Here is a 22,061-nt window from a genome sequence, read left to right as displayed (position 1 = left end):
GAGCCGCCATGAACACTACGATTGCACAACAAATTGCCAATGAAGGCGGCGTTGAAGCCTATCTGCACGCGCAACAACACAAAAGCCTGCTGCGTTTTCTGACCTGCGGCAGCGTGGATGACGGGAAAAGTACCCTGATTGGCCGCCTGCTGCACGACACGCGTCAGATTTATGAAGATCAGCTCTCTTCTCTGCACAACGACAGTAAGCGCCACGGTACGCAGGGTGAAAAGCTCGACCTTGCCCTGCTGGTGGATGGCCTGCAGGCGGAGCGCGAGCAGGGCATTACTATCGACGTGGCCTATCGTTACTTCTCTACCGAGAAGCGCAAATTTATTATTGCCGACACGCCGGGGCATGAGCAGTACACCCGCAATATGGCGACCGGAGCCTCGACCTGTGAGCTGGCGATCCTGCTGATCGACGCCCGTAAAGGCGTGCTGGATCAGACCCGTCGCCACAGCTTCATCTCCACGCTGCTGGGGATCAAACACCTGGTGGTGGCGATCAATAAAATGGATCTCGTTGGTTACAGCGAAGAGACCTTCAACCGTATTCGTGAAGAGTATCTGACCTTTGCCGAACAACTGTCGGGCAATCTGGATATTCGCTTTGTACCGCTCTCAGCACTGGAAGGGGATAACGTGGCCTCCCAGAGCGCGAGCATGCCGTGGTACAGCGGCCCGACGCTGCTGGAGGTGCTGGAAACCGTTGAAATCCAGCGTGTGGTCGACACCCAGCCGATGCGCTTCCCGGTGCAGTACGTTAACCGTCCGAACCTTGATTTCCGCGGTTTCTCCGGGACTCTCGCTTCCGGAACGGTGCACGTTGGCCAGCGCGTGAAAGTGCTGCCGTCTGGCGTGGAATCTGCCATTGCCCGGATCGTCACCTTCGATGGCGATTTACAGGAAGCCGGTGCCGGTGAAGCCGTCACCCTGGTGCTGAAGGATGAGATTGATATCAGCCGCGGCGATCTGCTGGTGGACGCGCAAGAAACGCTGACCGCGGTGCAGGGCGCTGCCGTAGATGTGGTGTGGATGGCCGAACAGCCGCTGACCGCAGGCCAGAGCTACGACATTAAAATTGCGGGCAAGAAAACCCGCGCCCGCGTGGATGGCATTCAGTTCCAGGTGGACATCAATAACCTGACCCGGCGTGAAGTGAGCGAGCTGCCGTTGAATGGTATCGGGCTCGTGGATCTGACCTTCGACGAGCCGCTGGTGCTGGATCAGTACCAGCAAAACCCGGTAACCGGCGGGCTGATCTTTATCGACAGACTGACCAACGTGACCGTTGGGGCTGGCATGGTGCGTGAGCCAAATGAACAGGCTACCGCCGTGTCTGAATTCAGCGCCTTTGAGCTGGAGCTGAACGCGCTGGTGCGCAAGCACTTCCCGCACTGGGGCGCACGCGATCTGCTGGGAGGCAAGTAATGGCCGCCCATGATGAGAACGTCGTCTGGCATCCTCATCCGGTCACCGTCGCTCAGCGTGAGCAACTCCACGGCCACCGTGGGGTTGTGCTGTGGTTTACCGGGCTTTCCGGCTCCGGTAAATCCACGGTGGCGGGCGCGCTGGAGGAGGCGCTACACCAGCAGGGCGTAAGCACTTACCTGCTGGATGGCGATAACGTGCGTCACGGCCTGTGCAGCGATTTAGGGTTTAGCGATCAAGACCGCAAAGAGAATATCCGCCGGGTGGGTGAAGTCGCCAGCCTGATGGCGGATGCCGGGCTGGTGGTGCTGACCGCGTTTATCTCACCTCATCGCGCCGAACGTCAGATGGTACGTGAGCGCGTGGGTCACGATCGCTTTATCGAAGTGTTTGTCGATACCCCACTGGAAATTTGCGAAGCACGCGATCCGAAAGGGCTGTATAAGAAAGCCCGCGCGGGTGAACTGCGAAACTTTACCGGCATTGACTCGGTATACGAAGCGCCTGAATCGCCTGAAATTCACCTGGAAGGTCAACAATTGGTAACAAATTTGGTAAGCCAATTATTAGACCTGCTCAGACGGGACGATATTATCAGATCCTGAGACGGTATCGTTCGGGCGCTGTCTTCCCGAGCGATGAGTCACGGTCACAGGATTAGCTATGCGCAACAGTGAAAATTACATTATTACCACCGGGTCGGAGCCGTTAGCGACCGACGACGAGACGACCTGGTCTTTTCCTGGGGCCATTGTCGGTTTTTTTGCGTGGCTACTCGCGCTGGGTATCCCTTTTCTGATATACGGCGGCAACACGCTGTTCTTTTTCCTCTACACCTGGCCCTTCTTCCTGGCGCTAATGCCTGTCGCGGTGGTGGTGGGGATTGCGCTGCACTCCCTCTTCAATGGCAGGCTCCTGTATAGTACGGTTATCACGATGACGACCGTTGTGGTGATGTTTGGTCTGCTGTTTTTATGGCTGATGGGCTAACGTGCGACATAATTAAAACCCCGGAGTAGAGTCAAACGGAAAGTTATGGGATGATGATGCCGTTTTTTCAGGGGGCAGGATGGGTAAACTAACGCTGCTGTTGCTGGCTTTGCTGGTCTGGCTGCAATATTCGCTGTGGTTCGGTAAGAACGGACTGCACGACTATAGCCGGGTAAGTGATGACGTCGCGGCTCAGCAGGCAACAAATGCCAAACTTAAGGCGCGAAACGATCAACTCTTTGCTGAAATTGATGACCTCAATGGCGGGCAGGAGGCGATTGAGGAACGCGCACGCAATGAACTCAGTATGACTAAGCCGGGCGAAACCTTTTATCGTCTGGTTCCGGATGCGTCTAAACGCAATCAGGGCTCAGCACAAAACAATCGATAATCAGGCCCAGGATTACGACATGGCAGCAACTTTTTCGGACGTATGTGCCGTAGTGCCGGCCGCGGGTTTTGGCCGACGCATGCAGACAGAATGTCCCAAGCAGTACCTCTCAATTGGCGATAAAACGATCCTCGAACACTCTGTGGCGGCGCTGCTGGCGCACCCGCGGGTGACGCACGTCGTTATCGCCATTAGTCCGGGTGATGTTCGTTTTGCCGAACTACCGCTGGCGAATCATCCGCACATCACCGTTGTTGATGGCGGTGCTGAACGCGCCGACTCCGTGCTGGCGGGTATTCATGCCGCAGCAGACGCACAATGGGTGCTGGTGCATGACGCCGCGCGCCCATGCCTGCATCAGGACGATCTTGCGCGTCTGCTGGCGCTGAGTGAGACCAGCAAGGTTGGCGGCATTCTCGCCGCTCCGGTGCGCGATACCATGAAGCGCGCCGAGCCGGGTAAACAGGCTATCGCCCACACCGTTGAGCGCGTCGATCTCTGGCACGCGCTGACGCCACAATTTTTCCCCCGCGAATTACTCCACGACTGCTTAACGCGAGCCCTTAACGAAGGGGCAACCATCACTGATGAAGCCTCAGCGCTGGAGTATTGCGGTTTTCACCCTGAGCTTGTTGAAGGGCGCGCTGATAATATAAAAGTGACGCGCCCTGAAGATTTACAGCTCGCGGAATTTTATCTTACCCGTTCGACCCACCAGGAGAAGGCATAATGCGAATTGGACACGGTTTTGATGTACACGCCTTTGGCGGAGAAGGCCCAATTATCATTGGCGGCGTGCGCATTCCTTACGAAAAAGGACTGCTGGCGCATTCTGATGGCGACGTGGCGCTGCATGCGCTGACCGATGCATTGCTGGGCGCTGCGGCGCTGGGCGATATCGGCAAGCTGTTCCCGGACACCGATCCGGCGTTTAAAGGCGCGGACAGCCGTGAACTGCTGCGCGAAGCCTGGCGTCGTATTCAGGCTAAAGGCTACACGCTGGGGAACGTTGATGTGACGATCATCGCGCAGGCCCCCAAAATGCTGCCGCACATTCCGCAGATGCGCGTGTTTATTGCCGAAGATCTGGGCTGCCATATGGACGACGTCAACGTTAAAGCGACCACCACCGAGAAACTGGGCTTTACCGGCCGTGGCGAAGGCATTGCCTGTGAAGCCGTAGCGCTGCTGGTGAAGGCGGCCAAATGATCGACTTCGACAACCTGACATACCTGCACGGTAAGCCGCAGGGACATGGCCTGCTGAAAGCCAGTCCCGAAGATTTTGTGGTGGTGGAAGATTTAGGCTTTGAGCCGGACGGTGAAGGCGAACACATCCTGGTGCGCATTCTTAAAAACGGCTGCAATACCCGTTTTGTGGCCGACGCGCTGGCTAAATTCCTGAAAATTCACGCCCGCGAAGTGAGCTTCGCCGGGCAAAAAGACAAGCACGCGGTCACCGAACAGTGGCTTTGCGCGCGCGTGCCCGGCAATGCGATGCCTGATTTAAGTAAATTTGAGCTTGAAGGCTGTAAAGTGCTGGAGTACGCCCGCCACAAGCGCAAGCTGCGTCTGGGCGCTCTCAAAGGTAACAACTTTACGCTGGTGCTCCGTGAAGTGACAAACCGCGACGACGTTGAAAAGCGTTTACAGGCTATCAACGCGCAGGGTGTGCCGAACTACTTTGGCGCGCAGCGTTTTGGGATCGGCGGCAGCAACCTGCAGGGGGCTCTGCGCTGGGCGCAAAGCGATACGCCGGTGCGCGACAGGAATAAACGCAGTTTTTGGTTGTCGGCGGCCCGCAGTGCGTTGTTTAATCAGATTGTGAGCGAACGGCTGAAAAAACCGGACGCGAATCAAGTTGTTGTCGGCGATGCGCTACAATTAGCGGGACGCGGGAGCTGGTTTGTGGCAACGGCTGACGAAATGGCCGACGCCCAGTCGCGCGTGGACGCAAAAGCGTTGATGATTACCGCAGCCATGCCGGGGACGGGTGACTGGGGAACGCAGGGTGACGCGCTGGCGGCTGAACAGTCCGCCGTGGCGGATGCGCCAGAATTACAATCATTGCTGGTGCGGGAAAAAGTCGAAGCAGCACGCCGCGCGATGCTGCTCTACCCGCAACAGCTTAGCTGGAACTGGTGGGATGATGTGACCGTTGAGTTACGTTTCTGGCTACCGGCAGGTAGCTTTGCCACCAGTGTTGTCAGGGAACTTATCAACACGTCGGGTGATTATGCGAATATTGCTGAGTAACGATGACGGGGTCCATGCGCCTGGTATTCAGACGCTGGCTAAACACCTTCGCGAATTTGCGGACGTGCAGGTCGTGGCTCCCGATCGTAACCGCAGTGGGGCGTCTAACTCGCTGACGCTGGAGTCGTCGCTTCGCACTTTTACCTTTGAGAATGGCGATATTGCCGTGCAGATGGGAACGCCTACCGATTGCGTGTTCCTGGGCGTGAATACGCTGATGCGCCCGCGTCCGGATATTGTGGTATCGGGTATCAATGCCGGGCCGAACCTCGGCGATGATGTAATCTACTCCGGCACCGTTGCGGCAGCGATGGAAGGGCGTCATCTCGGTTTTCCGGCGCTGGCGGTGTCGTTAAACGGCCATACGCATTACGACACGGCGGCGGCGGTGACGTGCTCAATCCTTCGCGCGCTCAGCCGCGAACCGCTGCGCACGGGGCGTATCCTTAACATCAATGTGCCCGATTTGCCTCTCGACGAGATCAAAGGCATTCGCGTTACCCGCTGCGGCAGCCGTCATCCGGCCGATCAGGTGATCCCACAGCAGGACCCGCGCGGAAATACGCTCTACTGGATTGGACCGCCTGGTGAAAAATGTGATGCCGGACCGGATACTGACTTCGCCGCTGTGGACGAAGGGTACGTTTCCGTTACGCCGTTGCACGTAGATTTAACCGCGTATAGCGCGCATGATGTGGTATCGGGCTGGCTGGATCGTGTCGGAGTGAGCACGCAATGGTAAGCAAACGTGTACAAACTCTTCTGGAACAACTACGCGCTCAGGGGATTACTGACGAGCATGTGCTGGATGCACTGGCTCAGGTTCCCCGTGAGAAGTTTGTAGACGAGGCGTTTGAACACAAAGCGTGGGAAAACGTGGCGCTGCCTATAGGGCAAGGCCAGACGATTTCGCAGCCCTACATGGTGGCGCGTATGACGGAGCTCCTGGAGCTAACGCCGGGCTCCCGTGTGCTGGAGATTGGCACCGGGTCGGGCTACCAGACCGCGATCCTGGCGCATCTGGTGCACCATGTTTGCTCCGTCGAGCGTATTAAAGGTTTGCAGTGGCAGGCGCGTCGTCGCCTGAAACAACTTGATTTACACAATGTTTCGACACGCCACGGTGATGGATGGCAGGGTTGGCAGGCTCGCGCCCCGTTTGATGCCATCATCGTAACGGCAGCACCCCCTGAAATTCCTGCTGCACTTTTGTCGCAGCTGGATGAAGGGGGCATTCTTGTTTTGCCTGTGGGTGATGAACAGCAGCTTTTGAAGCGCGTTCGTCGACGCGGCGGCGAGTTTATTATCGATACTGTGGAAGCCGTGCGCTTTGTGCCCCTGGTTAAGGGCGAGCTGGCCTGAGACTCGGATTTTTCCAGGGTTATTAAGGCAAATTCAGCGTATGGTGTGGCGCAAAAGGTTCGTGCCATCACGGTTATTTTAAGTCACTGGTAGTTAACACATTCCTGGGGGATAAATGAGCGCGGGAAGCCCAAAATTCACCATCAGCCGTGTTGCGGCATTATCACTGGTTTCGCTCTGGCTGGCAGGTTGTACAAGTTCTAATAACGCGCCTGCGCCTGTAAGTTCCGTCGGTGAGAACAGCAGTTCGGGTAACACGTCCAGCGGAATGTTAATTACTCCGCCACCGAAAATGGGCACCTCTGCGGCGCAGCAAACTCCGCAAATTCAGCCGGTACAGCGCCCGGTTACCCAGCCTACGCAGATCCAGCCAGTGGAACAGCCTGTTCAGACCGAGAATGGCCGTATAGTCTACAACCGCAAGTATGGGAACATTCCGAAAGGCAGCTATACCGGCGGCAGCACCTACACCGTGAAGCGCGGTGACACGCTGTTCTATATCGCCTGGATCACCGGGAACGATTTCCGCGATCTGGCCCAGCGAAATAACGTCCAGGCCCCGTATGGACTGGAAGTTGGTCAGACGCTCCAGGTCGGCAATGCGACAGGTAAACCACTTACCCCTGGTAACACCGTTTCAGCGGCAGATGTGACCGCGCAAAATAACAGCGTCACGCCTGCACAAAAAACCGCCACGGTGGTTGCTTCACAACCTGTAATTACGTATTCTGAGGATTCAGGTGATCAGAGTGCTAACAAAATGTTGCCGAATAATAAAGGGACTGCGACTGTTGTCACAGCACCCGCTACGGCACCTGTGGTTAGCTCTACCGAACCGACTGCCAGCAGCGTGACCTCCAGTTCGCCTATCTCTACCTGGCGCTGGCCGACTGACGGCAAGATTATCGAGAACTTCGCCACCTCCGAAGGAGGGAACAAAGGGATCGATATCGCAGGAAGTAAGGGACAGGCTATCATCGCGACCGCAGACGGACGCGTTGTGTATGCCGGTAACGCGCTGCGCGGTTACGGTAATCTTATTATCATCAAACATAATGATGATTACCTGAGTGCCTACGCCCATAACGACACAATGCTGGTCCGGGAACAACAAGAAGTTAAGGCGGGGCAAAAAATCGCTACCATGGGTAGCACCGGAACCAGTTCTACACGCTTGCATTTTGAAATTCGTTACAAGGGGAAATCCGTAAACCCGCTGCAGTATCTGCCGCAGCGATAATTTGACGGGGCATGCCAGCCAGGGTGTCTCGTTCAGGGATCACGGGTAGGAGCCACCTTATGAGTCAGAATACGCTGAAAGTTCATGATTTAAATGAAGATGCGGAATTTGATGAGAACGGAGCAGAGGCTTTTGACGAAAAAGCCTTAGTAGAAGAGGAACCCAGTGATAACGATTTGGCTGAAGAAGAGCTGTTATCGCAGGGTGCCACACAGCGTGTGCTGGACGCGACTCAGCTTTACCTTGGGGAGATTGGTTACTCCCCACTGTTAACGGCCGAAGAAGAAGTCTATTTCGCACGTCGTGCTTTGCGTGGTGATGTTGCCTCGCGCCGTCGCATGATTGAAAGTAACCTGCGTCTGGTCGTGAAAATTGCCCGTCGTTACGGTAATCGTGGTCTGGCCCTGCTGGATCTGATTGAAGAGGGTAACTTAGGTCTCATCCGCGCAGTAGAGAAATTTGACCCGGAACGCGGGTTCCGCTTCTCTACCTACGCGACCTGGTGGATTCGTCAGACCATCGAACGGGCAATTATGAACCAAACCCGTACGATCCGACTGCCGATCCATATCGTCAAAGAGTTGAACGTCTATCTGCGTACTGCGCGCGAGTTGTCCCATAAGCTGGACCACGAGCCAAGTGCAGAAGAGATTGCCGAACAACTTGATAAACCGGTTGATGACGTAAGCCGTATGCTGCGTCTCAACGAGCGCATTACCTCGGTTGACACCCCACTGGGTGGCGACTCCGAAAAAGCGCTGCTGGACATCCTGGCCGATGAAAAAGACAACGGCCCGGAAGACACCACGCAGGACGATGACATGAAACAGAGCATCGTCAAATGGCTGTTCGAACTGAACGCCAAACAGCGTGAAGTGCTGGCACGTCGTTTCGGTTTACTGGGGTATGAAGCTGCGACACTGGAAGATGTCGGCCGCGAAATTGGCCTGACCCGTGAACGTGTTCGTCAGATTCAGGTTGAAGGTCTGCGTCGCCTGCGTGAAATTCTGCAGGGACAAGGTCTGAATATCGAAGCGCTGTTCCGCGAATAAGCAACCTTTCGTCAAAAAAAGGCCCGTCGTGAGACGGGCCTTTTTCTTTTCCGGTGTCTTAAACCAGGCTCTTCAGCCGATAAATCCACTCCAGTGCCTGACGCGGTGTCAGAGAATCCGGGTCAAGATTTTCCAGCGCTTCCACTGCAGGTGAGGTCTCTTCCGCGGGGGCCAGCAATGACATCTGCGTGCCATCAATCTGCGTGGCTGCAGCGTTTGGAGAAAGACTCTCCAGCTCGCGCAGCTTCTGACGCGCACGCTTGATCACCTCTTTCGGTACGCCCGCCAGTGCCGCAACGGCCAGGCCATAGCTCTTGCTCGCCGCGCCGTCCTGCACTGTGTGCATAAAGGCAATGGTATCCCCATGCTCCAGCGCATCAAGGTGGACGTTTGCCACACCTTCCATTTTCTCCGGCAATTGCGTCAGCTCGAAGTAGTGAGTGGCGAACAGCGTCATGGCCTTAATTTTGTTTGCCAGGCTTTCGGCGCAAGCCCATGCCAGCGACAGGCCATCGTAGGTCGAGGTGCCACGTCCCACTTCATCCATCAGTACCAGGCTGTGCTCTGTCGCGTTGTGCAGGATGTTAGCGGTTTCGGTCATCTCCACCATAAAGGTCGAACGTCCGCTGGCCAGATCGTCCGCCGCGCCCACGCGGGTAAAGATACGGTCAATTGGGCCGATCTCAACTTTTTGTGCCGGAACGTAGCTGCCGATATACGCAAGAAGCGCGATGAGGGCAGTCTGGCGCATATAGGTACTTTTACCGCCCATGTTCGGGCCGGTAATGATCAGCATTCGTCTCTGTGGCGAGAGGCTCAGTGGGTTGGCGATGAACGGCTCGTTCAGTACCTGCTCTACTACCGGGTGACGGCCTTCGGTAATGCGAATGCCGGGTTTGTCAGTAAAGGTCGGGCAGGTATAGTTGAGTGTCTCTGCACGTTCAGCCAGGTTCACCAGTACGTCCAGTTCAGCCAGTGCAGCGGCGCTGAGCTGCAGATCGGCGAGGTGAGGCATGAGCATGTCGAACAGTTCGTCGTACAGCTGTTTTTCCAGCGCCAGCGCTTTACCTTTCGAGGTGAGAACCTTGTCCTCGTACTCTTTCAGTTCAGGAATAATATAGCGCTCGGCATTTTTCAGCGTCTGGCGGCGAACGTAGTGGATAGGGGCAAGATGGCTCTGCCCCCGGCTGATCTGAATGTAGTAACCGTGTACCGCGTTATAGCCGACCTTGAGGGTATCCAGCCCCAGACGCTCGCGCTCGCGGATCTCCAGCTTATCGAGGTAGTCCGTTGCGCCGTCTGCCAGCGCGCGCCATTCATCCAGCTCTTCGTTATAGCCCGGAGCAATGACGCCGCCATCGCGTACTAAGACCGGTGGGGCATCAATAATGGCGCGCTCCAGCAGCTCGCGCAGTTCGGTAAACTCACCCATCGTTTCGCGCAGTTTTTGCACCGGTGCGCTGTCGACATCACCAAGCTGGGCACGCAGTTCCGGCAACTGCTGAAAAGCATGACGCATACGCGCTAAATCGCGTGGGCGCGCGGTGCGCAGTGCCAGACGTGCAAGGATTCGCTCGAGATCGCCCACCTGGCGCAGCACGGGCTGTAACTCGCTATAGCGATCCTGTAAGGCGGCGATGGTTTGCTGGCGGCAGGTAAGCGTATCGGTATCGCGAATTGGCATGTGCAACCAGCGTTTTAGCATGCGGCTGCCCATCGGCGTGACCGTGCTGTCGAGCACAGAAGCGAGTGTATTTTCCACGCCGCCCGCCAGGTTCTGGGTGATCTCCAGGTTACGGCGGGTGGCAGCATCCATGATGATACTGTCCTGCTGGCGCTCCATCGTGATAGAGCGGATGTGCGGCAGGGCGGTACGCTGTGTGTCTTTCACATACTGCAGCAGGCAGCCTGCTGCACACAACCCGCGCGGGGCATTTTCCACGCCAAAGCCAATCAGATCGCGCGTGCCAAACTGCAGATTCAACTGCTGGCGCGCGGTATCAATTTCGAACTCCCAGAGAGGGCGGCGGCGCAGGCCGCGGCGTCCTTCAATGAGGGCCATTTCTGCGAAATCTTCCGCGTAAAGCAGCTCTGCTGGGTTAGTACGCTGTAATTCAGCCGCCATGGTTTCACGGTCAGCCGGTTCACTCAGACGAAAACGCCCGGAGCTGATATCCAGCGTTGCGTAGCCAAAGCCTTTGCCGTCCTGCCACAGCGCGGCCAGCAGGTTATCCTGGCGCTCCTGCAACAGAGCTTCGTCGCTGATGGTCCCCGGCGTCACAATGCGCACGACTTTACGTTCGACCGGACCTTTCGAGGTAGCCGGATCGCCAATCTGCTCGCAGATTGCGACAGATTCTCCCTGATTGACCAGCTTCGCAAGGTAGTTTTCTACCGCGTGATGCGGGATGCCAGCCATCGGAATAGGTTCGCCAGCCGATGCGCCGCGTTTCGTCAGGGAGATGTCAAGCAGCTGCGACGCACGTTTCGCGTCGTCATAAAAGAGCTCGTAGAAGTCACCCATACGGTAAAACAGCAGTATTTCCGGATGCTGCGCTTTCAGCTTCAGGTACTGCTGCATCATGGGGGTATGTGCGTCAAAATTGTCGATTGTGGTCATGGAGTTATGATATCCATTTCTTTAAAAATAGTATTTTTTGAGCGGCTCACTGGCCGTTGGTTTCCTCTATTGTCGCATGAAAAAAAGGCACGGCGCAGAAAAATGTCGCGACTTTACGAGGTGCCTTCCTGCATTAATTCAATGACGATTTTCCCATGCTCAACACCGACCCGTACCTGCGAATTTGTGGTAAATCCGGCTTTTTCAAGCCAGTCACCTTTCAGGCTAAGAGCAGCATGGACGCTGTAGCGTTTTGGGATTTTGGTTTTACGATCCTCATGGCGCTTTCTGAAGTAGCCAACTTTCAAATGACGATAAGGTTTAGTGATAGCGATCTCTTGCATACAGCCTCCGGGTAAGCAAATTACCTGTATAAAATACCAGTAAAAACGAAACGTAACAGGCTTAAAACTGGAAGGCGTCTTCAGAAAATGGAATGTAACAACTGAAACCCTGAGGATTAAATGGTATTATAAATGCACCTTATTATTCGGTAATTCATCATGCCCGGTAAACGCATCGCACGAGAAAAAGAGACGATCGCCAGAATGATCGCGCTGTATGAAAAGCAGTGCCCGCAGGCCTCTACAGAAGAAGGACATTACCAGGCGCTTAACGCCTATGCGGATAAACGCCTGGATAAATGTGTCTTTGGTGAGGATAAGCCAGCCTGTAAACAGTGTCCCGTTCACTGCTATCAGCCGGCTAAGCGTGAAGAGATGAAACAGGTTATGCGCTGGGCTGGGCCGCGTATGTTATGGCATCATCCGATTTTGACCATCCGCCACCTGATTGACGATCGTCGCCCGGTGCCGGAGCTGCCGGAAAAATATCGCCCGAAAAAATAACGACCATCAGATCGGCCGTTAAACCAGGCTCTCTTTATCAATCCCAAGACGTTTCATGCGCGAAAGCAGTGTGGTGCGCTTAAGCCCCAGCCGTTGGGCTGCCCCTTTTGGCCCCGCGACCACGCCATTGGTCTCTTTCAGCACGCGCATAATCAACTGATATTCATCTTCGCCATCCTGCGCCACTTCTGCCGCAGTCGTTAACGCTTCCGGCATTGAGATTTCGGGCAGCGACAGCTGTAACACGCTGCCGCGCGTCAGAAGTACCGCACGTTCAATAACGTTCTCAAGCTCCCTCACGTTGCCCGGCCACTCCATAGAGGAGAGGGTGCGTAACGTTTCGGCGGGAATGCTGCTGATATTGCGCCCCATCCGGCGCGCAATTTTGGCGGTAAAGGCTTTGACCAGCAGCGGGATATCTTCCGGGCGCTCGCGCAGCGGAGGCAAAAAAATCGGAAAGACATTCAGGCGGTAATAGAGATCGCTTCGAAACTCACGGTCAGCGACCATTTTTTTCAGGTCGCGGTTGGTTGCAGCAATTAAGCGCACGTCCGTCTGAATCAGTTTGTTGCTGCCGAGACGTTCAAATTCTTGTTCCTGCAAGACGCGCAGCAGCTTCGGCTGCAGCTCCAGCGGCATATCGCCTACTTCGTCGAGGAACAGTGAGCTTTTATCCGCCAGTTCAAAACGCCCCAGTCGCTGGCTGCTGGCACCGGTAAACGCGCCGCGTTCATGGCCGAAGAGATCGCTTTCCAGCAGACCGGCAGGCATGGCGGCGCAGTTCATTTTCACCATGCGGCGGCTGTTACGGTTACTCAGATTATGGATGGCGCGGGCAATCAGCTCCTTACCCGTGCCGGTTTCACCCAGGATGAGCACCGTACTGTCGCTTTGCGCCACCATCTCAACCTGCTTGAGAACGCTGTACATGGCTTCACTACGGCCAATGATTTCACCGAACTCGCTGTCCACATTGTTGAGCTGCTCCGTCAGCGCCAGGTTCTCATCCACCAGCCGCTCTTTCAGACGATGGATCTCCTGATAGGCCAGCGCGTTATCCAGCGCGATGGAGATCCGCTCTGCAATCTGGCGCAGCAGCTTCAGGTTAGCGGTGGTGAATACGCCTTCGTCACACTGCGCCAGCTTCAGCACGCCCAGCATGGTATTACCTGACATCAGCGGCAGCAGGCACAGGGTTTGGATTTTGTTGCCCCAGGTGTTAAACAGCATTCTCTCATAAGGTGCCAGCGGGTCCTGCTCGTTGAGATTGAGCAGCAGAAGCTCTTTGCTCTTAAACACCCGCTCTGAAAGTGTCCCCGCTTCATCCACTTCACTTTGCTCATGCGCAGGGTTTGCTTCATCCAGATAGTGCGTGGAGTAAATGTTGAGCTTACCCTTGCGATGGCTCCGGAGCGCGATGCTTATCGCATCGATTTTGAAATAGTGATGGATCTCTTTCGAGACTTCGCCAACCAGTTCATCCATATCAAGCTGCGACAGCACGGCGTTGGTGATGGCGACCAGGATACGGAAGTTATCACGCTCGCGGCTCAGCAGGTCGTAATTGACATTGTTGGTGGCGCGGTTTTGGATCTGTTCTGTCACCACGGCCACAATCTGGGTAAAGGTGTGCAGGCGTTCATACTCCGCCTCACTCCACGGCTGGTGAGTGTGACGAATAAACTCGCAACCGCCAAAAATATGCCCTTCTACTGCCAGAGGCAGCATGCAGTAGTGCCCAAACGGTTGATATAAATTGCTCTGTGCCAGCATCGGCCAGGCCTGCCGGAATTCATCAAAGTTGCAATGCAGGGCTTCCGGGCGGGAGAGAATACGACGCACCGGGCCGTGCGCCAGGTACGTTTCGTCTTCATACTCAAAGGTTTTGCCGCTATCACGCGTTGAATAATAGCTCGCGCGATGATTTCCGCTATGCCACAGCACTATGGCGGTGCTGTCCGCCAGCGCAGATTGCCTGACCAGGCGCGTCAGGGCATCGCTCAGCGATCCGAGATCGGGCTGCTGTAAAAGTGTGCGCGTGATATCGAACAGGCCCTGCTGTCCAAGATCGCTCATCGGTGTATACGGCATATTGCATTCCAATAGAAACTGGCAAAAAAGAAAAATTCAGCGCTGACCGCTTTTGGCGCGGTTCTAGCAAATTCGGGGTAAAGGTTCTGCGTGAGGCAGATCGAGCGTGCGTTTCACGCCATAAAGCCCGGTCAGGCGCACCCCTTTGCGCTCAACCACTTCACCAATGATGGCAGCCTCTTTTCCTGACGTGTGCGCTCGCAGCTGAGCCAGTACCGCTTCCGCAGCCTGGCGTTCCACGCCGATCACCAGCTTGCCTTCGTTGGCAAAATTTAGCGGATCGAGTCCTAATAGCTCGCAAAGCCCTCGCACGGCTGGCTTAACGGGCAAGGCGCGCTCGGTCAGTTCAATACCGCAGCCACTGCTTGCCGCAAACTCATGTACGACTGCATTCACGCCGCCGCGTGTGGCATCACGCAGGGCTTTCACGCCCGGAATCGTGCGCAGCGTCTGAATAAGCGGCGTGAGTACCGCACAGTCGCTGCGTAATTCACCGTCCAGCCCTAAGCCTTCACGCAGGTTAAGGATGGTCGCCCCGTGGCAACCCAGCGTCCCGCTGACAATCAACACATCGCCCACGCTGAGCCGTTGAGCGCTCCAGCGGATGTCGGCAGGAATTGCACCCATTCCGGCAGTGTTGATAAACAGCTTGTCGGCTGCACCACGCTGCACCACTTTGGTATCGCCCGTGACGATAGCAATCCCCGCCTCGCGCGCGGTGTGTGCCATGCTGGTAACCACCGCGTTGAGCGTCTCCATTGGCAGCCCTTCTTCGAGAATGAATCCACAGGAGAGGAAGCGCGGAACCGCACCGCTGACGGCCACATCGTTTGCCGTGCCGCAGATAGCCAGCTTGCCAATATCGCCACCGGGAAAGAAGAGCGGGTCAATCACGTAGCTGTCGGTGGAAAACGCCAGCCTGTCGCCCTGGGCCGTGAGAGTCGAGAGGTCAATACGCGCCTGGTCCTCCTGTTCGGCCAGCCAGGGGTTATTAAACGCGTTCATAAACAGCTGACTGATCAACTGCTGCATCGCCTGTCCACCGCTTCCGTGCGCCATTTCCACCGTGTTCATGCTTCACACTCCTGATTGCGATACTGATACCACGCGGCGCAGGCCCCTTCGGAAGAGACCATCAGCGCGCCAAATGCGGTTTGCGGGTTACAGGTGTTGCCAAATAACGGGCATTGATGGGGTTTGCATTTGCCGGTGAGCACCTCGCCGCAGCGGGCTCGGGGATCGTCACACACCTGTTGCGGCAGCGGGCGGAAATGCGCTTCGGCATCGAATGAGTGATACGCGGGCGTCAGGTGGACACCAGATTCAGCAATCAGCCCCAGCCCGCGCCATTCGCTGTCGCCTTCGACGCTAAACACCTCCGCGATGGCTTGTTGCGCGAGTACATTCCCGGTATCGGGCACCACGCGGCGGTACTGATTTTCCACCGCACTCAGGGCTGCTATTTTCTGCTCAACCAGCATGGTCACGCCTTGCAGTAGATCAAGAGGTTCGAAACCAGCGACCACTAAGGGGCGATCGTACTGTTCAGCGATAAAACCGTAGGCTTCGGTGCCGATAACCATACTGACATGGCCCGGAGCCAGAAACGCATCAATGCCGTTATCTGGCTCTTCGAGCAGGCTGCGCAGCGTGGGAATAAGCGTAATATGCTGGCAGAAAAAGAAAAAGTTTGTGATGTTGCGGGCTTTGGCCTGCTGTAGTGTGATTGCCGTAGCAGGCATAGTGGTTTCAAAACCCAGGCCGAAAAAGACCACCTTACGCGGCGGGTTCTCTGTCGCCAGCGTCAGGGCATCCATCGGCGAGTAAACGATACGAACGTCCGATCCGCGCGCTTTTGCCTGCAAAAGAGAGCCATTTCTTCCCGGTACACGCATTGCATCACCAAAGGTACAGAAGATGACGTCAGGCTGGCTGGCGATGTCGATACAGCTGTCGATGCGGCCCATCGGCAACACGCACACCGGACAGCCGGGGCCGTGGATAAACTCAATGTTATCCGGCAGTAACTGGTCGAGGCCAAATTTGAAGATGGCATGGGTGTGTCCGCCGCATACCTCCATGATCCGCAGCGGTTTTTCAGCGGTGTAACTCAACAGCGCTGCGCGGGTTTTCAGGTGGTCGATAAGCTGCATCACCTGCTCAGGTGCGCGGTATTCATCAACGTAACGCATGAGTTATCGCTCCTCACCGTACAGCAGCGCCCCGACGTCAGGCTCCACGTCGAACATATTCTGCAGGGCGTCGAGCGTGTCGCGGGCTTCCGCTTCATTAATTACGCTCATGGCAAAACCCACATGTACCAGTACCCACTGGCCGAGACGTGACGTTCCGTTCTCATCAACGCTTCCCACCAGGGTCAAATCGACGTCGCGCAGTACGCCGCAAACGTCCACTCTGGCCTGATTCCCGTCGATGGCGTGAATGTGTCCGGGGACGCCTATGCACATCGTTCGTTCTCCAGCCAGTTGAGCCAGCTGTCCATGCCGTCACCGCGCGTGGCGGAGACCAGCAGGATCTCAATCTCCGGGTTCACTTCACGGGCGTATGCCAGGCATTTATCCACTTCAAAGTTCAGGTACGGCAGCAGGTCGACTTTGTTCAGCAGCATCAATGACGCGGCGGCAAACATGTGCGGGTATTTCAGCGGCTTGTCTTCGCCTTCGGTTACTGAAAGCACCGCCACTTTATGCCGCTCACCCAGGTCGAAACTCGCCGGGCAAACCAGGTTGCCGACATTTTCAATAAACAGGATGCCGTTATCCGCCAGCGGCAGGCGCGACGCGGCATCGGCAATCATCTGCGCATCCAGATGGCAGCCTTTGCCGGTGTTGACCTGAATCGCCGGCGTGCCGGTTGCGCGAATACGCGCGGCATCGTTTACCGTCTGCTGATCGCCTTCGATCACCGCGCAAGGCGTGCGCGTGTTCAGGCGTTTGAGCGTCTCCGTGAGCAGCGTGGTTTTGCCGGAGCCAGGGCTGGAGACCAGGTTCAGCACCAGCTGTTTGTGGGCGGCAAAGCGGGCGCGGTTGCGGGCGGCAAGCTGGTTGTTTTTGTCCAGCACGTTAATTTCGACTTCCAGCATCTGGCGCTGGCTGATCCCCGGTGCGTGGGTGCCCGCTGCGCCGTGACCATAATGCAGGTCACCTGCCGCGGATTGCTGAGGCGTAAAGGTGATGCCGGTCAGCGCCGCCGCAGGGCGTGGGGCGGGGGAAAAGGGCGCGGAGCGAAACGCGGAATGCGGGTGATGTTCATCCCCTTCGATATACAGGTTGCCTTCAGCGCAACCGCAGGTACTGCACATAAGTTACTCCTTCTCGATTTCGAGGCGTTGGATCTGCATGCCGTCATCCGCCACGATGTGCAGCCCGGTGCTCTGGCATTGCGGGCAGCGCTGTACCTTCGATGACAGCAGGGTGACGTACTGCTGACACTGCCCGCACCAGCACTCAGCCTGCTGCGCTTCAATATGCAGCTCACAGCCTTCCGCCAGCGTGCCGCGACACACCAGCTCAAAGCAGAAGGTGAGAGCGCTGGTCTCGACGCAGGAAAACGCCCCGACCTTCAGCCAGACGCCGGTGACGCGCTTCGCATGGTTTTGCACTGCCTGCTGCTCGATCAGTTCCAGAGCCCGCTGGCAGAGGGTGATTTCGTGCATGACGCCTCCTCAATGAATTGCGCCATTGAATGCAATAACGGTGCCAGCTTGATTTTTGTTAAGGCGTGACGATGTCAACGCTGTCGAAATGACACGTCGACAGCGCGGCGTTGACAGCATCTTGATGAATAAAATCATTTAAAAACAAATAATTGAAAATTGGCATGGAAACTGCTTAACAGCCGCTATCTCCATTAACCGGATACCTTTTATGACTATTTGGGAAATTAGCGAAAAAGCAGATTACATCGCACAGCGTCATCAGCAGTTACAGGAGCAGTGGCACCTCTACTGCAACTCCCTGGTCCAGGGGATCACCCTGTCGAAAGCCCGTCTTCATCACGCCATGAGCTGTGCGGCGCAGGGCGATATGCGCTTTGTGCTTTTTGGTCACTTCACGATTTTTGTCACCCTCGCAGACAGCTTCAACAGCCACACCATTGAGTATTACGTCGAGACGAAAGAGGGTGAAAAACAGTGTATTGCGCAGGCGCAGCTCATGGCCGATGGCATGGTGGACGGTCACGTCAGCAACCGCGATCGCCAGCAGGTGCTGGAGCACTATCTGGAAAAGATCGCGCCGGTTTACAACGGCCTCTACGCCGCCGTTGAGCATGATTTACCGATCAACCTGAAACAGCTGATGGACGGAAAAACATCAGCGAACGTGGCCTGATTACCGAGTGTCGAGAAGTGTCGATGAGACAGTTTTTCGTCAAAAATGACCATCACCTGAGGATTGCCCGGTGAACCGTTTTGTAATTGCTGACTCGACGGTCTGTATTGGCTGTCGAACCTGTGAGGCGGCGTGTTCGGAAACGCACCGCCTGCACGGGCTGCAGTCCATGCCGCGCCTGCGCGTCATGCGTAATGAAAAAGAGTCTGCCCCGCAGCTTTGCCATCACTGTGAAGATGCGCCGTGTGCGGGGGTCTGCCCTGTGAATGCCATCACCCGTGTCGAGGGCGCGGTGCAACTGAATGAAAGCCTGTGCGTCAGTTGCAAGCTGTGCGGCATTGCCTGTCCGTTTGGCGCGATTGAATTCTCCGGCAGCCGCCCGCTGCATATCCCGGCCAATGCCAATTCCCCGAAAGCGCCACCTGCGCCACCGGCTCCGGCACGCATAAGTTCGCTGCTGGACTGGGTCCCCGGTGTGCGCGCCGTTGCGGTGAAGTGCGACCTGTGCAGCTTTGACGAACAGGGCCCGGCCTGTGTACGCACCTGCCCGACCAAGGCGCTGATTCTGGTCAATATTCGCGACATCGCCCGCACCAGCAAACGTAAGCGCGAGCTGACGATCAATACCGATTACGGCGATCTTTCGCTGCTTCAGGCGTTAAATGAGGGGGCAAAATGAACGCGATAACCATGATAAACAGCGCGATCGCGTACTTTGTCGCCGCCGCCGTACTGTCGCTGATCTTCGCTTTCCATAAAACCCTGAGCGGGTGGATAGCCGGCATTGGCGGGGCGGTCGGCAGCCTGATGACGCTGGCGGCGGGAGCCGTCGTGTTGCTCAGTGGGCACTCCGCAGAAGCGGTGATTCCGTTGATCCGTCATACCGTTGAGCTCACGCCGCTGAACGCTATCTGGCTGGTGACGTTTGGCCTGTGCGGGCTGTTTATCAGCCTGTTCAATATTGACTGGCACCGTCATCAACACACTAAGGCTAACGGCCTGCTGGTTAACCTGCTGATGGCGGCGGCGGTCTGTAGCGTTATCGCCAGCAACCTCGGCGCGCTGGTGGTGATGGCCGAAATTATGGCCCTGTGCGGCGTGTTCCTGACGGGCTGTAGCGCCTCCGGCAAGCTGTGGTTTGCGCTTGGTCGCCTTGGCACGCTGCTGCTGGCGCTGGCCTGCTGGCGGGTGTGGCAGCGTTTCGGCACGCTCGATTTCGCCGCGCTCAACGGTCAAATGCTGGGGAGTGACGTCTGGCTGTTGGGCGTGGTGGGCTTTGGCCTGCTGGCCGGAATTATCCCGCTGCACGGCTGGGTACCGCAGGCGCACGCCAATGCCTCTGCACCTGCCGCCGCGCTGTTCTCCACCGTGGTGATGAAAGTCGGTCTGTTCGGCATCCTGACCATTACGCTGACCGGCGGTCAGCCGCCGCTGTGGTGGGGTGTGGCGCTGCTGGTAGCAGGCATGATCACTGCGTTCGTCGGCGGGTTGTACGCCCTGATGGAACACAACATCCAGCGCCTGCTGGCGTACCACACCCTGGAAAACATCGGCATCATCCTGCTCGGTATTGGCGCGGGCGTTACCGGGCTGGCGCTCAACCAGCCTGCGCTGGTGGCGGCCGGGTTTATCGGGGGTCTCTATCACCTCATCAACCACAGCCTTTTCAAAAGCACCCTGTTCCTGGGGGCGGGCAGCGTCTGGTTCCGCACCGGGCATCGCGATATTGAAAAGCTCGGCGGCATCGGCAAAAAGATGCCGGTCATTTCACTTGCGATGCTGGTGGGGCTGATGGCAATGGCCGCGCTGCCGCCGCTGAACGGCTTTGCGGGCGAGTGGGTGATATACCAGTCCTTCTTCGCGCTCGGTCAGAGCGATGTGTTTGTTGCGCGTTTACTCGGCCCGCTGCTGGCGGTCGGCCTGGCGATCACCGGCGCGCTGGCGGTGATGTGTATGGCGAAAGTCTACGGCGTCACCTTCCTGGGTTCACCGCGCACCCGTGAGGCGGAAAACGCCTGCTGCGCCCCGGTGCTGATGGCGATAAGCGTTGTCGCGCTGGCGCTGTGCTGCATCGCGGGCGGCGTGGCCGCACCGTGGCTGCTGCCGCTGCTGGGGAACGCTATTCCGCTGCCGCTTGAAACGGCGAACACCACCGTCTCCCAGCCGATGATGGCACTGCTGCTGATTGCCGCGCCGCTGCTGCCGTTTGTGCTGATGCTGTTCTTCAAACGCGACCGTCTCGCCTCCCGCTCGCGCGGCGCGGCGTGGGCCTGCGGTTACGAGCACGAACAATCGATGGTCATTACCGCACACGGTTTTGCCATGCCGGTAAAAGAGAACTTCACTGCCGTGCTGAAGCTGCGCCACTGGCTTAACCCGGTGGGATGGGTACCCGGCTGGCGGAGCGCTGCCGTGCCTGTGTTGTTCCGTCGTCTGGCGCTGATCGAGCTGGCGGTGCTGGTGGTGATTGTGATTTCACGAGGAGCCTGACATGAGTCTGTTACTGGCAATACTTCAGGCGCTGGTGTTATTTGCCGTTGCGCCGCTGCTTTCCGGAGTGAGCCGCGTGGCGCGCGCCCGGCTGCACAACCGTCGCGGGCCCGGCGTGCTCCAGGAGTACCGCGATCTCTTCAAGCTGCTCTCTCGTCAGAGCGTCGCGCCGGATGCGGCAGGCTGGGTCTTCCGCCTGACGCCGTTTGTGATGGTCGGCGTGATGCTGACCATCGCCACCGCGCTGCCGGTGGTGACGGTAGGCTCGCCGCTGCCCGCGCCTGGCGATCTGATTACGCTTATCTACCTCTTCGCTATCGCGCGCTTCTTCTTTGCGATTGCGGGCCTGGATACCGGTAGCCCGTTTACCGGTATCGGTGCCAGCCGCGAAGCGATGCTCGGGGTGCTGGTTGAGCCGATCCTGCTGCTGGGGCTGTGGGTCGCCGCGCAGGTCGCAGGCTCAACGCACATCAGCAATATCGCCGATACCGTCTACCACTGGCCGGTAGCTCGATCCATTCCTCTGGTTCTGGCGCTCTGTGCCTGCGCGTTCGCCACCTTTATCGAGATGGGCAAACTGCCGTTCGACCTCGCGGAAGCCGAGCAGGAATTACAGGAAGGGCCGCTCACCGAATACAGCGGCTACGGCTTCGCGGTGCTGAAGTGGGGCATCAGCCTTAAACAGCTGGTGGTGCTGCAGATGTTTGTCGGCGTCTTCTTCCCGTGGGGGCAGATGACGCACTTCTCCGTGGGCGGTCTGGTGCTGGCGGTGGTGGCGGCTGCGCTCAAGCTGCTTATCGGCGTGCTGGTGATTGCCCTGTTTGAAAACAGCATGGCGCGCCTGCGTTTTGTCGCGACGTCACGCATCACCTGGGCCGGTTTTGGTTTTGCATTTTTAGCGTTCGTCTCCTTGCTGGTGGCGTGATTAAAGAGAGTT

Annotated in this window: 24 protein-coding genes; 16 read left to right on the top strand and 8 right to left on the bottom strand. The window is 57.0% G+C overall.

Features of this window, described 5'->3' with window-relative positions:
• The first annotated feature begins 8 nt into the window (after positions 1 to 8).
• From cysN to rpoS, 11 genes are all read left to right on the top strand, one after another.
• Positions 9 to 1,433, top strand: coding sequence for a sulfate adenylyltransferase subunit CysN (gene cysN, locus EoCCA6_RS06910; RefSeq protein WP_152082046.1), 1,425 nt, complete (start codon positions 9 to 11; stop codon positions 1,431 to 1,433).
• Positions 1,433 to 2,038, top strand: a complete 606-nt coding sequence (cysC, locus tag EoCCA6_RS06905) for an adenylyl-sulfate kinase (RefSeq protein WP_152082045.1) — start codon at positions 1,433 to 1,435, stop codon at positions 2,036 to 2,038. The genes cysN and cysC overlap by 1 nt, the downstream gene beginning before the upstream one ends.
• A gap of 58 nt (positions 2,039 to 2,096) precedes the next feature.
• Positions 2,097 to 2,423, top strand: a complete 327-nt coding sequence (locus tag EoCCA6_RS06900) for a DUF3561 family protein (RefSeq protein ID WP_152082044.1) — start codon at positions 2,097 to 2,099, stop codon at positions 2,421 to 2,423.
• A gap of 79 nt (positions 2,424 to 2,502) precedes the next feature.
• Positions 2,503 to 2,814 carry a cell division protein FtsB gene (ftsB, locus tag EoCCA6_RS06895; protein ID WP_003862095.1) on the top strand — a complete coding sequence of 104 codons (312 nt, stop codon included), beginning with the start codon at positions 2,503 to 2,505 and terminating at the stop codon, positions 2,812 to 2,814.
• A gap of 19 nt (positions 2,815 to 2,833) precedes the next feature.
• The gene (ispD, locus tag EoCCA6_RS06890) at positions 2,834 to 3,544 is read left to right on the top strand and encodes a 2-C-methyl-D-erythritol 4-phosphate cytidylyltransferase (protein WP_152082043.1); all 711 of its coding nucleotides are present in this window, start codon (positions 2,834 to 2,836) and stop codon (positions 3,542 to 3,544) included.
• Positions 3,544 to 4,023 (top strand): 2-C-methyl-D-erythritol 2,4-cyclodiphosphate synthase, encoded by a 480-nt coding sequence (gene ispF, locus EoCCA6_RS06885; RefSeq protein ID WP_006811766.1) that lies wholly within the window; start codon positions 3,544 to 3,546, stop codon positions 4,021 to 4,023. The genes ispD and ispF overlap by 1 nt, the downstream gene beginning before the upstream one ends.
• Positions 4,020 to 5,069, top strand: coding sequence for a tRNA pseudouridine(13) synthase TruD (gene truD / locus EoCCA6_RS06880; protein ID WP_152082042.1), 1,050 nt, complete (start codon positions 4,020 to 4,022; stop codon positions 5,067 to 5,069). The genes ispF and truD overlap by 4 nt, the downstream gene beginning before the upstream one ends.
• Positions 5,050 to 5,811, top strand: coding sequence for a 5'/3'-nucleotidase SurE (gene surE, locus EoCCA6_RS06875; RefSeq protein ID WP_152082041.1), 762 nt, complete (start codon positions 5,050 to 5,052; stop codon positions 5,809 to 5,811). The genes truD and surE overlap by 20 nt, the downstream gene beginning before the upstream one ends.
• Positions 5,805 to 6,431 carry a protein-L-isoaspartate(D-aspartate) O-methyltransferase gene (locus tag EoCCA6_RS06870; RefSeq protein WP_152082040.1) on the top strand — a complete coding sequence of 209 codons (627 nt, stop codon included), beginning with the start codon at positions 5,805 to 5,807 and terminating at the stop codon, positions 6,429 to 6,431. The genes surE and EoCCA6_RS06870 overlap by 7 nt, the downstream gene beginning before the upstream one ends.
• Positions 6,432 to 6,546: 115 nt before the next feature.
• A complete protein-coding gene (gene nlpD / locus EoCCA6_RS06865) occupies positions 6,547 to 7,671 on the top strand; it encodes a murein hydrolase activator NlpD (protein WP_152082039.1) in 1,125 nt (374 codons plus the stop codon).
• 59 nt (positions 7,672 to 7,730) lie between these two features.
• On the top strand, positions 7,731 to 8,723 hold the full coding sequence (rpoS, locus tag EoCCA6_RS06860; RefSeq protein WP_013098493.1) for an RNA polymerase sigma factor RpoS: 993 nt from the start codon (positions 7,731 to 7,733) through the stop codon (positions 8,721 to 8,723).
• A gap of 58 nt (positions 8,724 to 8,781) precedes the next feature.
• On the opposite strand, the gene mutS is transcribed toward rpoS, so the two are convergent.
• Both mutS and EoCCA6_RS06850 read right to left on the bottom strand, forming a co-directional pair.
• Entirely contained in the window at positions 8,782 to 11,343 is a 2,562-nt protein-coding gene (gene mutS, locus EoCCA6_RS06855; protein ID WP_152082038.1) for a DNA mismatch repair protein MutS, read from the bottom strand.
• A gap of 113 nt (positions 11,344 to 11,456) precedes the next feature.
• Positions 11,457 to 11,687 (bottom strand): SymE family type I addiction module toxin, encoded by a 231-nt coding sequence (locus tag EoCCA6_RS06850; protein WP_152082037.1) that lies wholly within the window; start codon positions 11,685 to 11,687, stop codon positions 11,457 to 11,459.
• A 159-nt stretch (positions 11,688 to 11,846) separates the two neighbouring features.
• On the opposite strand from EoCCA6_RS06850, the gene EoCCA6_RS06845 reads away from it, so the two are divergent.
• Positions 11,847 to 12,191, top strand: a complete 345-nt coding sequence (locus tag EoCCA6_RS06845) for a nitrous oxide-stimulated promoter family protein (protein ID WP_152082036.1) — start codon at positions 11,847 to 11,849, stop codon at positions 12,189 to 12,191.
• Between the two features lie 18 nt (positions 12,192 to 12,209).
• On the opposite strand, the gene flhA is transcribed toward EoCCA6_RS06845, so the two are convergent.
• The 6 genes from flhA to hypA all read right to left on the bottom strand — a co-directional run bounded on the left by flhA (position 12,210) and on the right by hypA (position 17,958).
• Complete coding sequence (gene flhA, locus EoCCA6_RS06840) at positions 12,210 to 14,282, bottom strand: formate hydrogenlyase transcriptional activator FlhA (RefSeq protein ID WP_152082035.1); 2,073 nt, start codon at positions 14,280 to 14,282, stop codon at positions 12,210 to 12,212.
• A 63-nt stretch (positions 14,283 to 14,345) separates the two neighbouring features.
• A complete protein-coding gene (gene hypE, locus EoCCA6_RS06835; RefSeq protein WP_152082034.1) occupies positions 14,346 to 15,356 on the bottom strand; it encodes a hydrogenase expression/formation protein HypE in 1,011 nt (336 codons plus the stop codon).
• Positions 15,353 to 16,474, bottom strand: coding sequence for a hydrogenase formation protein HypD (hypD, locus tag EoCCA6_RS06830; protein ID WP_152082033.1), 1,122 nt, complete (start codon positions 16,472 to 16,474; stop codon positions 15,353 to 15,355). The genes hypE and hypD overlap by 4 nt, the downstream gene beginning before the upstream one ends.
• Before the next feature lie 3 nt (positions 16,475 to 16,477).
• Positions 16,478 to 16,750, bottom strand: a complete 273-nt coding sequence (locus EoCCA6_RS06825) for a HypC/HybG/HupF family hydrogenase formation chaperone (RefSeq protein ID WP_152082032.1) — start codon at positions 16,748 to 16,750, stop codon at positions 16,478 to 16,480.
• Positions 16,741 to 17,604, bottom strand: coding sequence for a hydrogenase nickel incorporation protein HypB (gene hypB, locus EoCCA6_RS06820; RefSeq protein WP_152082031.1), 864 nt, complete (start codon positions 17,602 to 17,604; stop codon positions 16,741 to 16,743). The genes EoCCA6_RS06825 and hypB overlap by 10 nt, the downstream gene beginning before the upstream one ends.
• 3 nt (positions 17,605 to 17,607) lie before the next feature.
• A complete protein-coding gene (gene hypA, locus EoCCA6_RS06815) occupies positions 17,608 to 17,958 on the bottom strand; it encodes a hydrogenase maturation nickel metallochaperone HypA (RefSeq protein WP_152082030.1) in 351 nt (116 codons plus the stop codon).
• Between the two features lie 211 nt (positions 17,959 to 18,169).
• Here hypA and hycA point away from each other — a divergent pair, with 211 nt between their 5' ends.
• The 4 genes from hycA (at position 18,170) to EoCCA6_RS06795 (ending at position 22,049) form a co-directional block, all read left to right on the top strand.
• Positions 18,170 to 18,634 carry a formate hydrogenlyase regulator HycA gene (hycA, locus tag EoCCA6_RS06810; protein ID WP_152082029.1) on the top strand — a complete coding sequence of 155 codons (465 nt, stop codon included), beginning with the start codon at positions 18,170 to 18,172 and terminating at the stop codon, positions 18,632 to 18,634.
• Between the two features lie 70 nt (positions 18,635 to 18,704).
• Positions 18,705 to 19,313 carry a 4Fe-4S dicluster domain-containing protein gene (locus tag EoCCA6_RS06805; RefSeq protein ID WP_152082028.1) on the top strand — a complete coding sequence of 203 codons (609 nt, stop codon included), beginning with the start codon at positions 18,705 to 18,707 and terminating at the stop codon, positions 19,311 to 19,313.
• On the top strand, positions 19,310 to 21,124 hold the full coding sequence (hycC, locus tag EoCCA6_RS06800) for a formate hydrogenlyase subunit 3 (RefSeq protein WP_152082027.1): 1,815 nt from the start codon (positions 19,310 to 19,312) through the stop codon (positions 21,122 to 21,124). Before EoCCA6_RS06805 ends, hycC begins: the two co-directional genes overlap by 4 nt.
• A 1-nt stretch (position 21,125) precedes the next feature.
• Positions 21,126 to 22,049, top strand: a complete 924-nt coding sequence (locus EoCCA6_RS06795; protein ID WP_152082026.1) for a respiratory chain complex I subunit 1 family protein — start codon at positions 21,126 to 21,128, stop codon at positions 22,047 to 22,049.
• The last annotated feature ends 12 nt before the right edge of the window (positions 22,050 to 22,061 follow it).

It is taken from the genome of Enterobacter oligotrophicus (assembly GCF_009176645.1).
Lineage (GTDB): Bacteria > Pseudomonadota > Gammaproteobacteria > Enterobacterales > Enterobacteriaceae > Enterobacter > Enterobacter oligotrophicus.
This window is presented reverse-complemented; position numbering and strand designations above follow the sequence as displayed.

What these genes read in the sequence shown, in the direction of transcription:
- EoCCA6_RS06825 (WP_152082032.1), bottom strand. Translation starts at nt 16,750, where the DNA reads ATGTGCATAGGCGTCCCCGGACACATTCACGCCATCGACGGGAATCAG.
- nlpD (WP_152082039.1), top strand. Translation starts at nt 6,547, where the DNA reads ATGAGCGCGGGAAGCCCAAAATTCACCATCAGCCGTGTTGCGGCATTA.
- rpoS (WP_013098493.1), top strand. Translation starts at nt 7,731, where the DNA reads ATGAGTCAGAATACGCTGAAAGTTCATGATTTAAATGAAGATGCGGAA.
- mutS (WP_152082038.1), bottom strand. Translation starts at nt 11,343, where the DNA reads ATGACCACAATCGACAATTTTGACGCACATACCCCCATGATGCAGCAG.
- EoCCA6_RS06845 (WP_152082036.1), top strand. Translation starts at nt 11,847, where the DNA reads ATGCCCGGTAAACGCATCGCACGAGAAAAAGAGACGATCGCCAGAATG.
- ispF (WP_006811766.1), top strand. Translation starts at nt 3,544, where the DNA reads ATGCGAATTGGACACGGTTTTGATGTACACGCCTTTGGCGGAGAAGGC.
- EoCCA6_RS06870 (WP_152082040.1), top strand. Translation starts at nt 5,805, where the DNA reads ATGGTAAGCAAACGTGTACAAACTCTTCTGGAACAACTACGCGCTCAG.
- EoCCA6_RS06850 (WP_152082037.1), bottom strand. Translation starts at nt 11,687, where the DNA reads ATGCAAGAGATCGCTATCACTAAACCTTATCGTCATTTGAAAGTTGGC.
- cysC (WP_152082045.1), top strand. Translation starts at nt 1,433, where the DNA reads ATGGCCGCCCATGATGAGAACGTCGTCTGGCATCCTCATCCGGTCACC.
- flhA (WP_152082035.1), bottom strand. Translation starts at nt 14,282, where the DNA reads ATGCCGTATACACCGATGAGCGATCTTGGACAGCAGGGCCTGTTCGAT.
- surE (WP_152082041.1), top strand. Translation starts at nt 5,050, where the DNA reads ATGCGAATATTGCTGAGTAACGATGACGGGGTCCATGCGCCTGGTATT.
- hypA (WP_152082030.1), bottom strand. Translation starts at nt 17,958, where the DNA reads ATGCACGAAATCACCCTCTGCCAGCGGGCTCTGGAACTGATCGAGCAG.
- hycA (WP_152082029.1), top strand. Translation starts at nt 18,170, where the DNA reads ATGACTATTTGGGAAATTAGCGAAAAAGCAGATTACATCGCACAGCGT.
- ftsB (WP_003862095.1), top strand. Translation starts at nt 2,503, where the DNA reads ATGGGTAAACTAACGCTGCTGTTGCTGGCTTTGCTGGTCTGGCTGCAA.
- hycC (WP_152082027.1), top strand. Translation starts at nt 19,310, where the DNA reads ATGAACGCGATAACCATGATAAACAGCGCGATCGCGTACTTTGTCGCC.
- truD (WP_152082042.1), top strand. Translation starts at nt 4,020, where the DNA reads ATGATCGACTTCGACAACCTGACATACCTGCACGGTAAGCCGCAGGGA.
- EoCCA6_RS06795 (WP_152082026.1), top strand. Translation starts at nt 21,126, where the DNA reads ATGAGTCTGTTACTGGCAATACTTCAGGCGCTGGTGTTATTTGCCGTT.
- hypB (WP_152082031.1), bottom strand. Translation starts at nt 17,604, where the DNA reads ATGTGCAGTACCTGCGGTTGCGCTGAAGGCAACCTGTATATCGAAGGG.
- hypE (WP_152082034.1), bottom strand. Translation starts at nt 15,356, where the DNA reads ATGAACACGGTGGAAATGGCGCACGGAAGCGGTGGACAGGCGATGCAG.
- EoCCA6_RS06900 (WP_152082044.1), top strand. Translation starts at nt 2,097, where the DNA reads ATGCGCAACAGTGAAAATTACATTATTACCACCGGGTCGGAGCCGTTA.
- cysN (WP_152082046.1), top strand. Translation starts at nt 9, where the DNA reads ATGAACACTACGATTGCACAACAAATTGCCAATGAAGGCGGCGTTGAA.
- hypD (WP_152082033.1), bottom strand. Translation starts at nt 16,474, where the DNA reads ATGCGTTACGTTGATGAATACCGCGCACCTGAGCAGGTGATGCAGCTT.
- ispD (WP_152082043.1), top strand. Translation starts at nt 2,834, where the DNA reads ATGGCAGCAACTTTTTCGGACGTATGTGCCGTAGTGCCGGCCGCGGGT.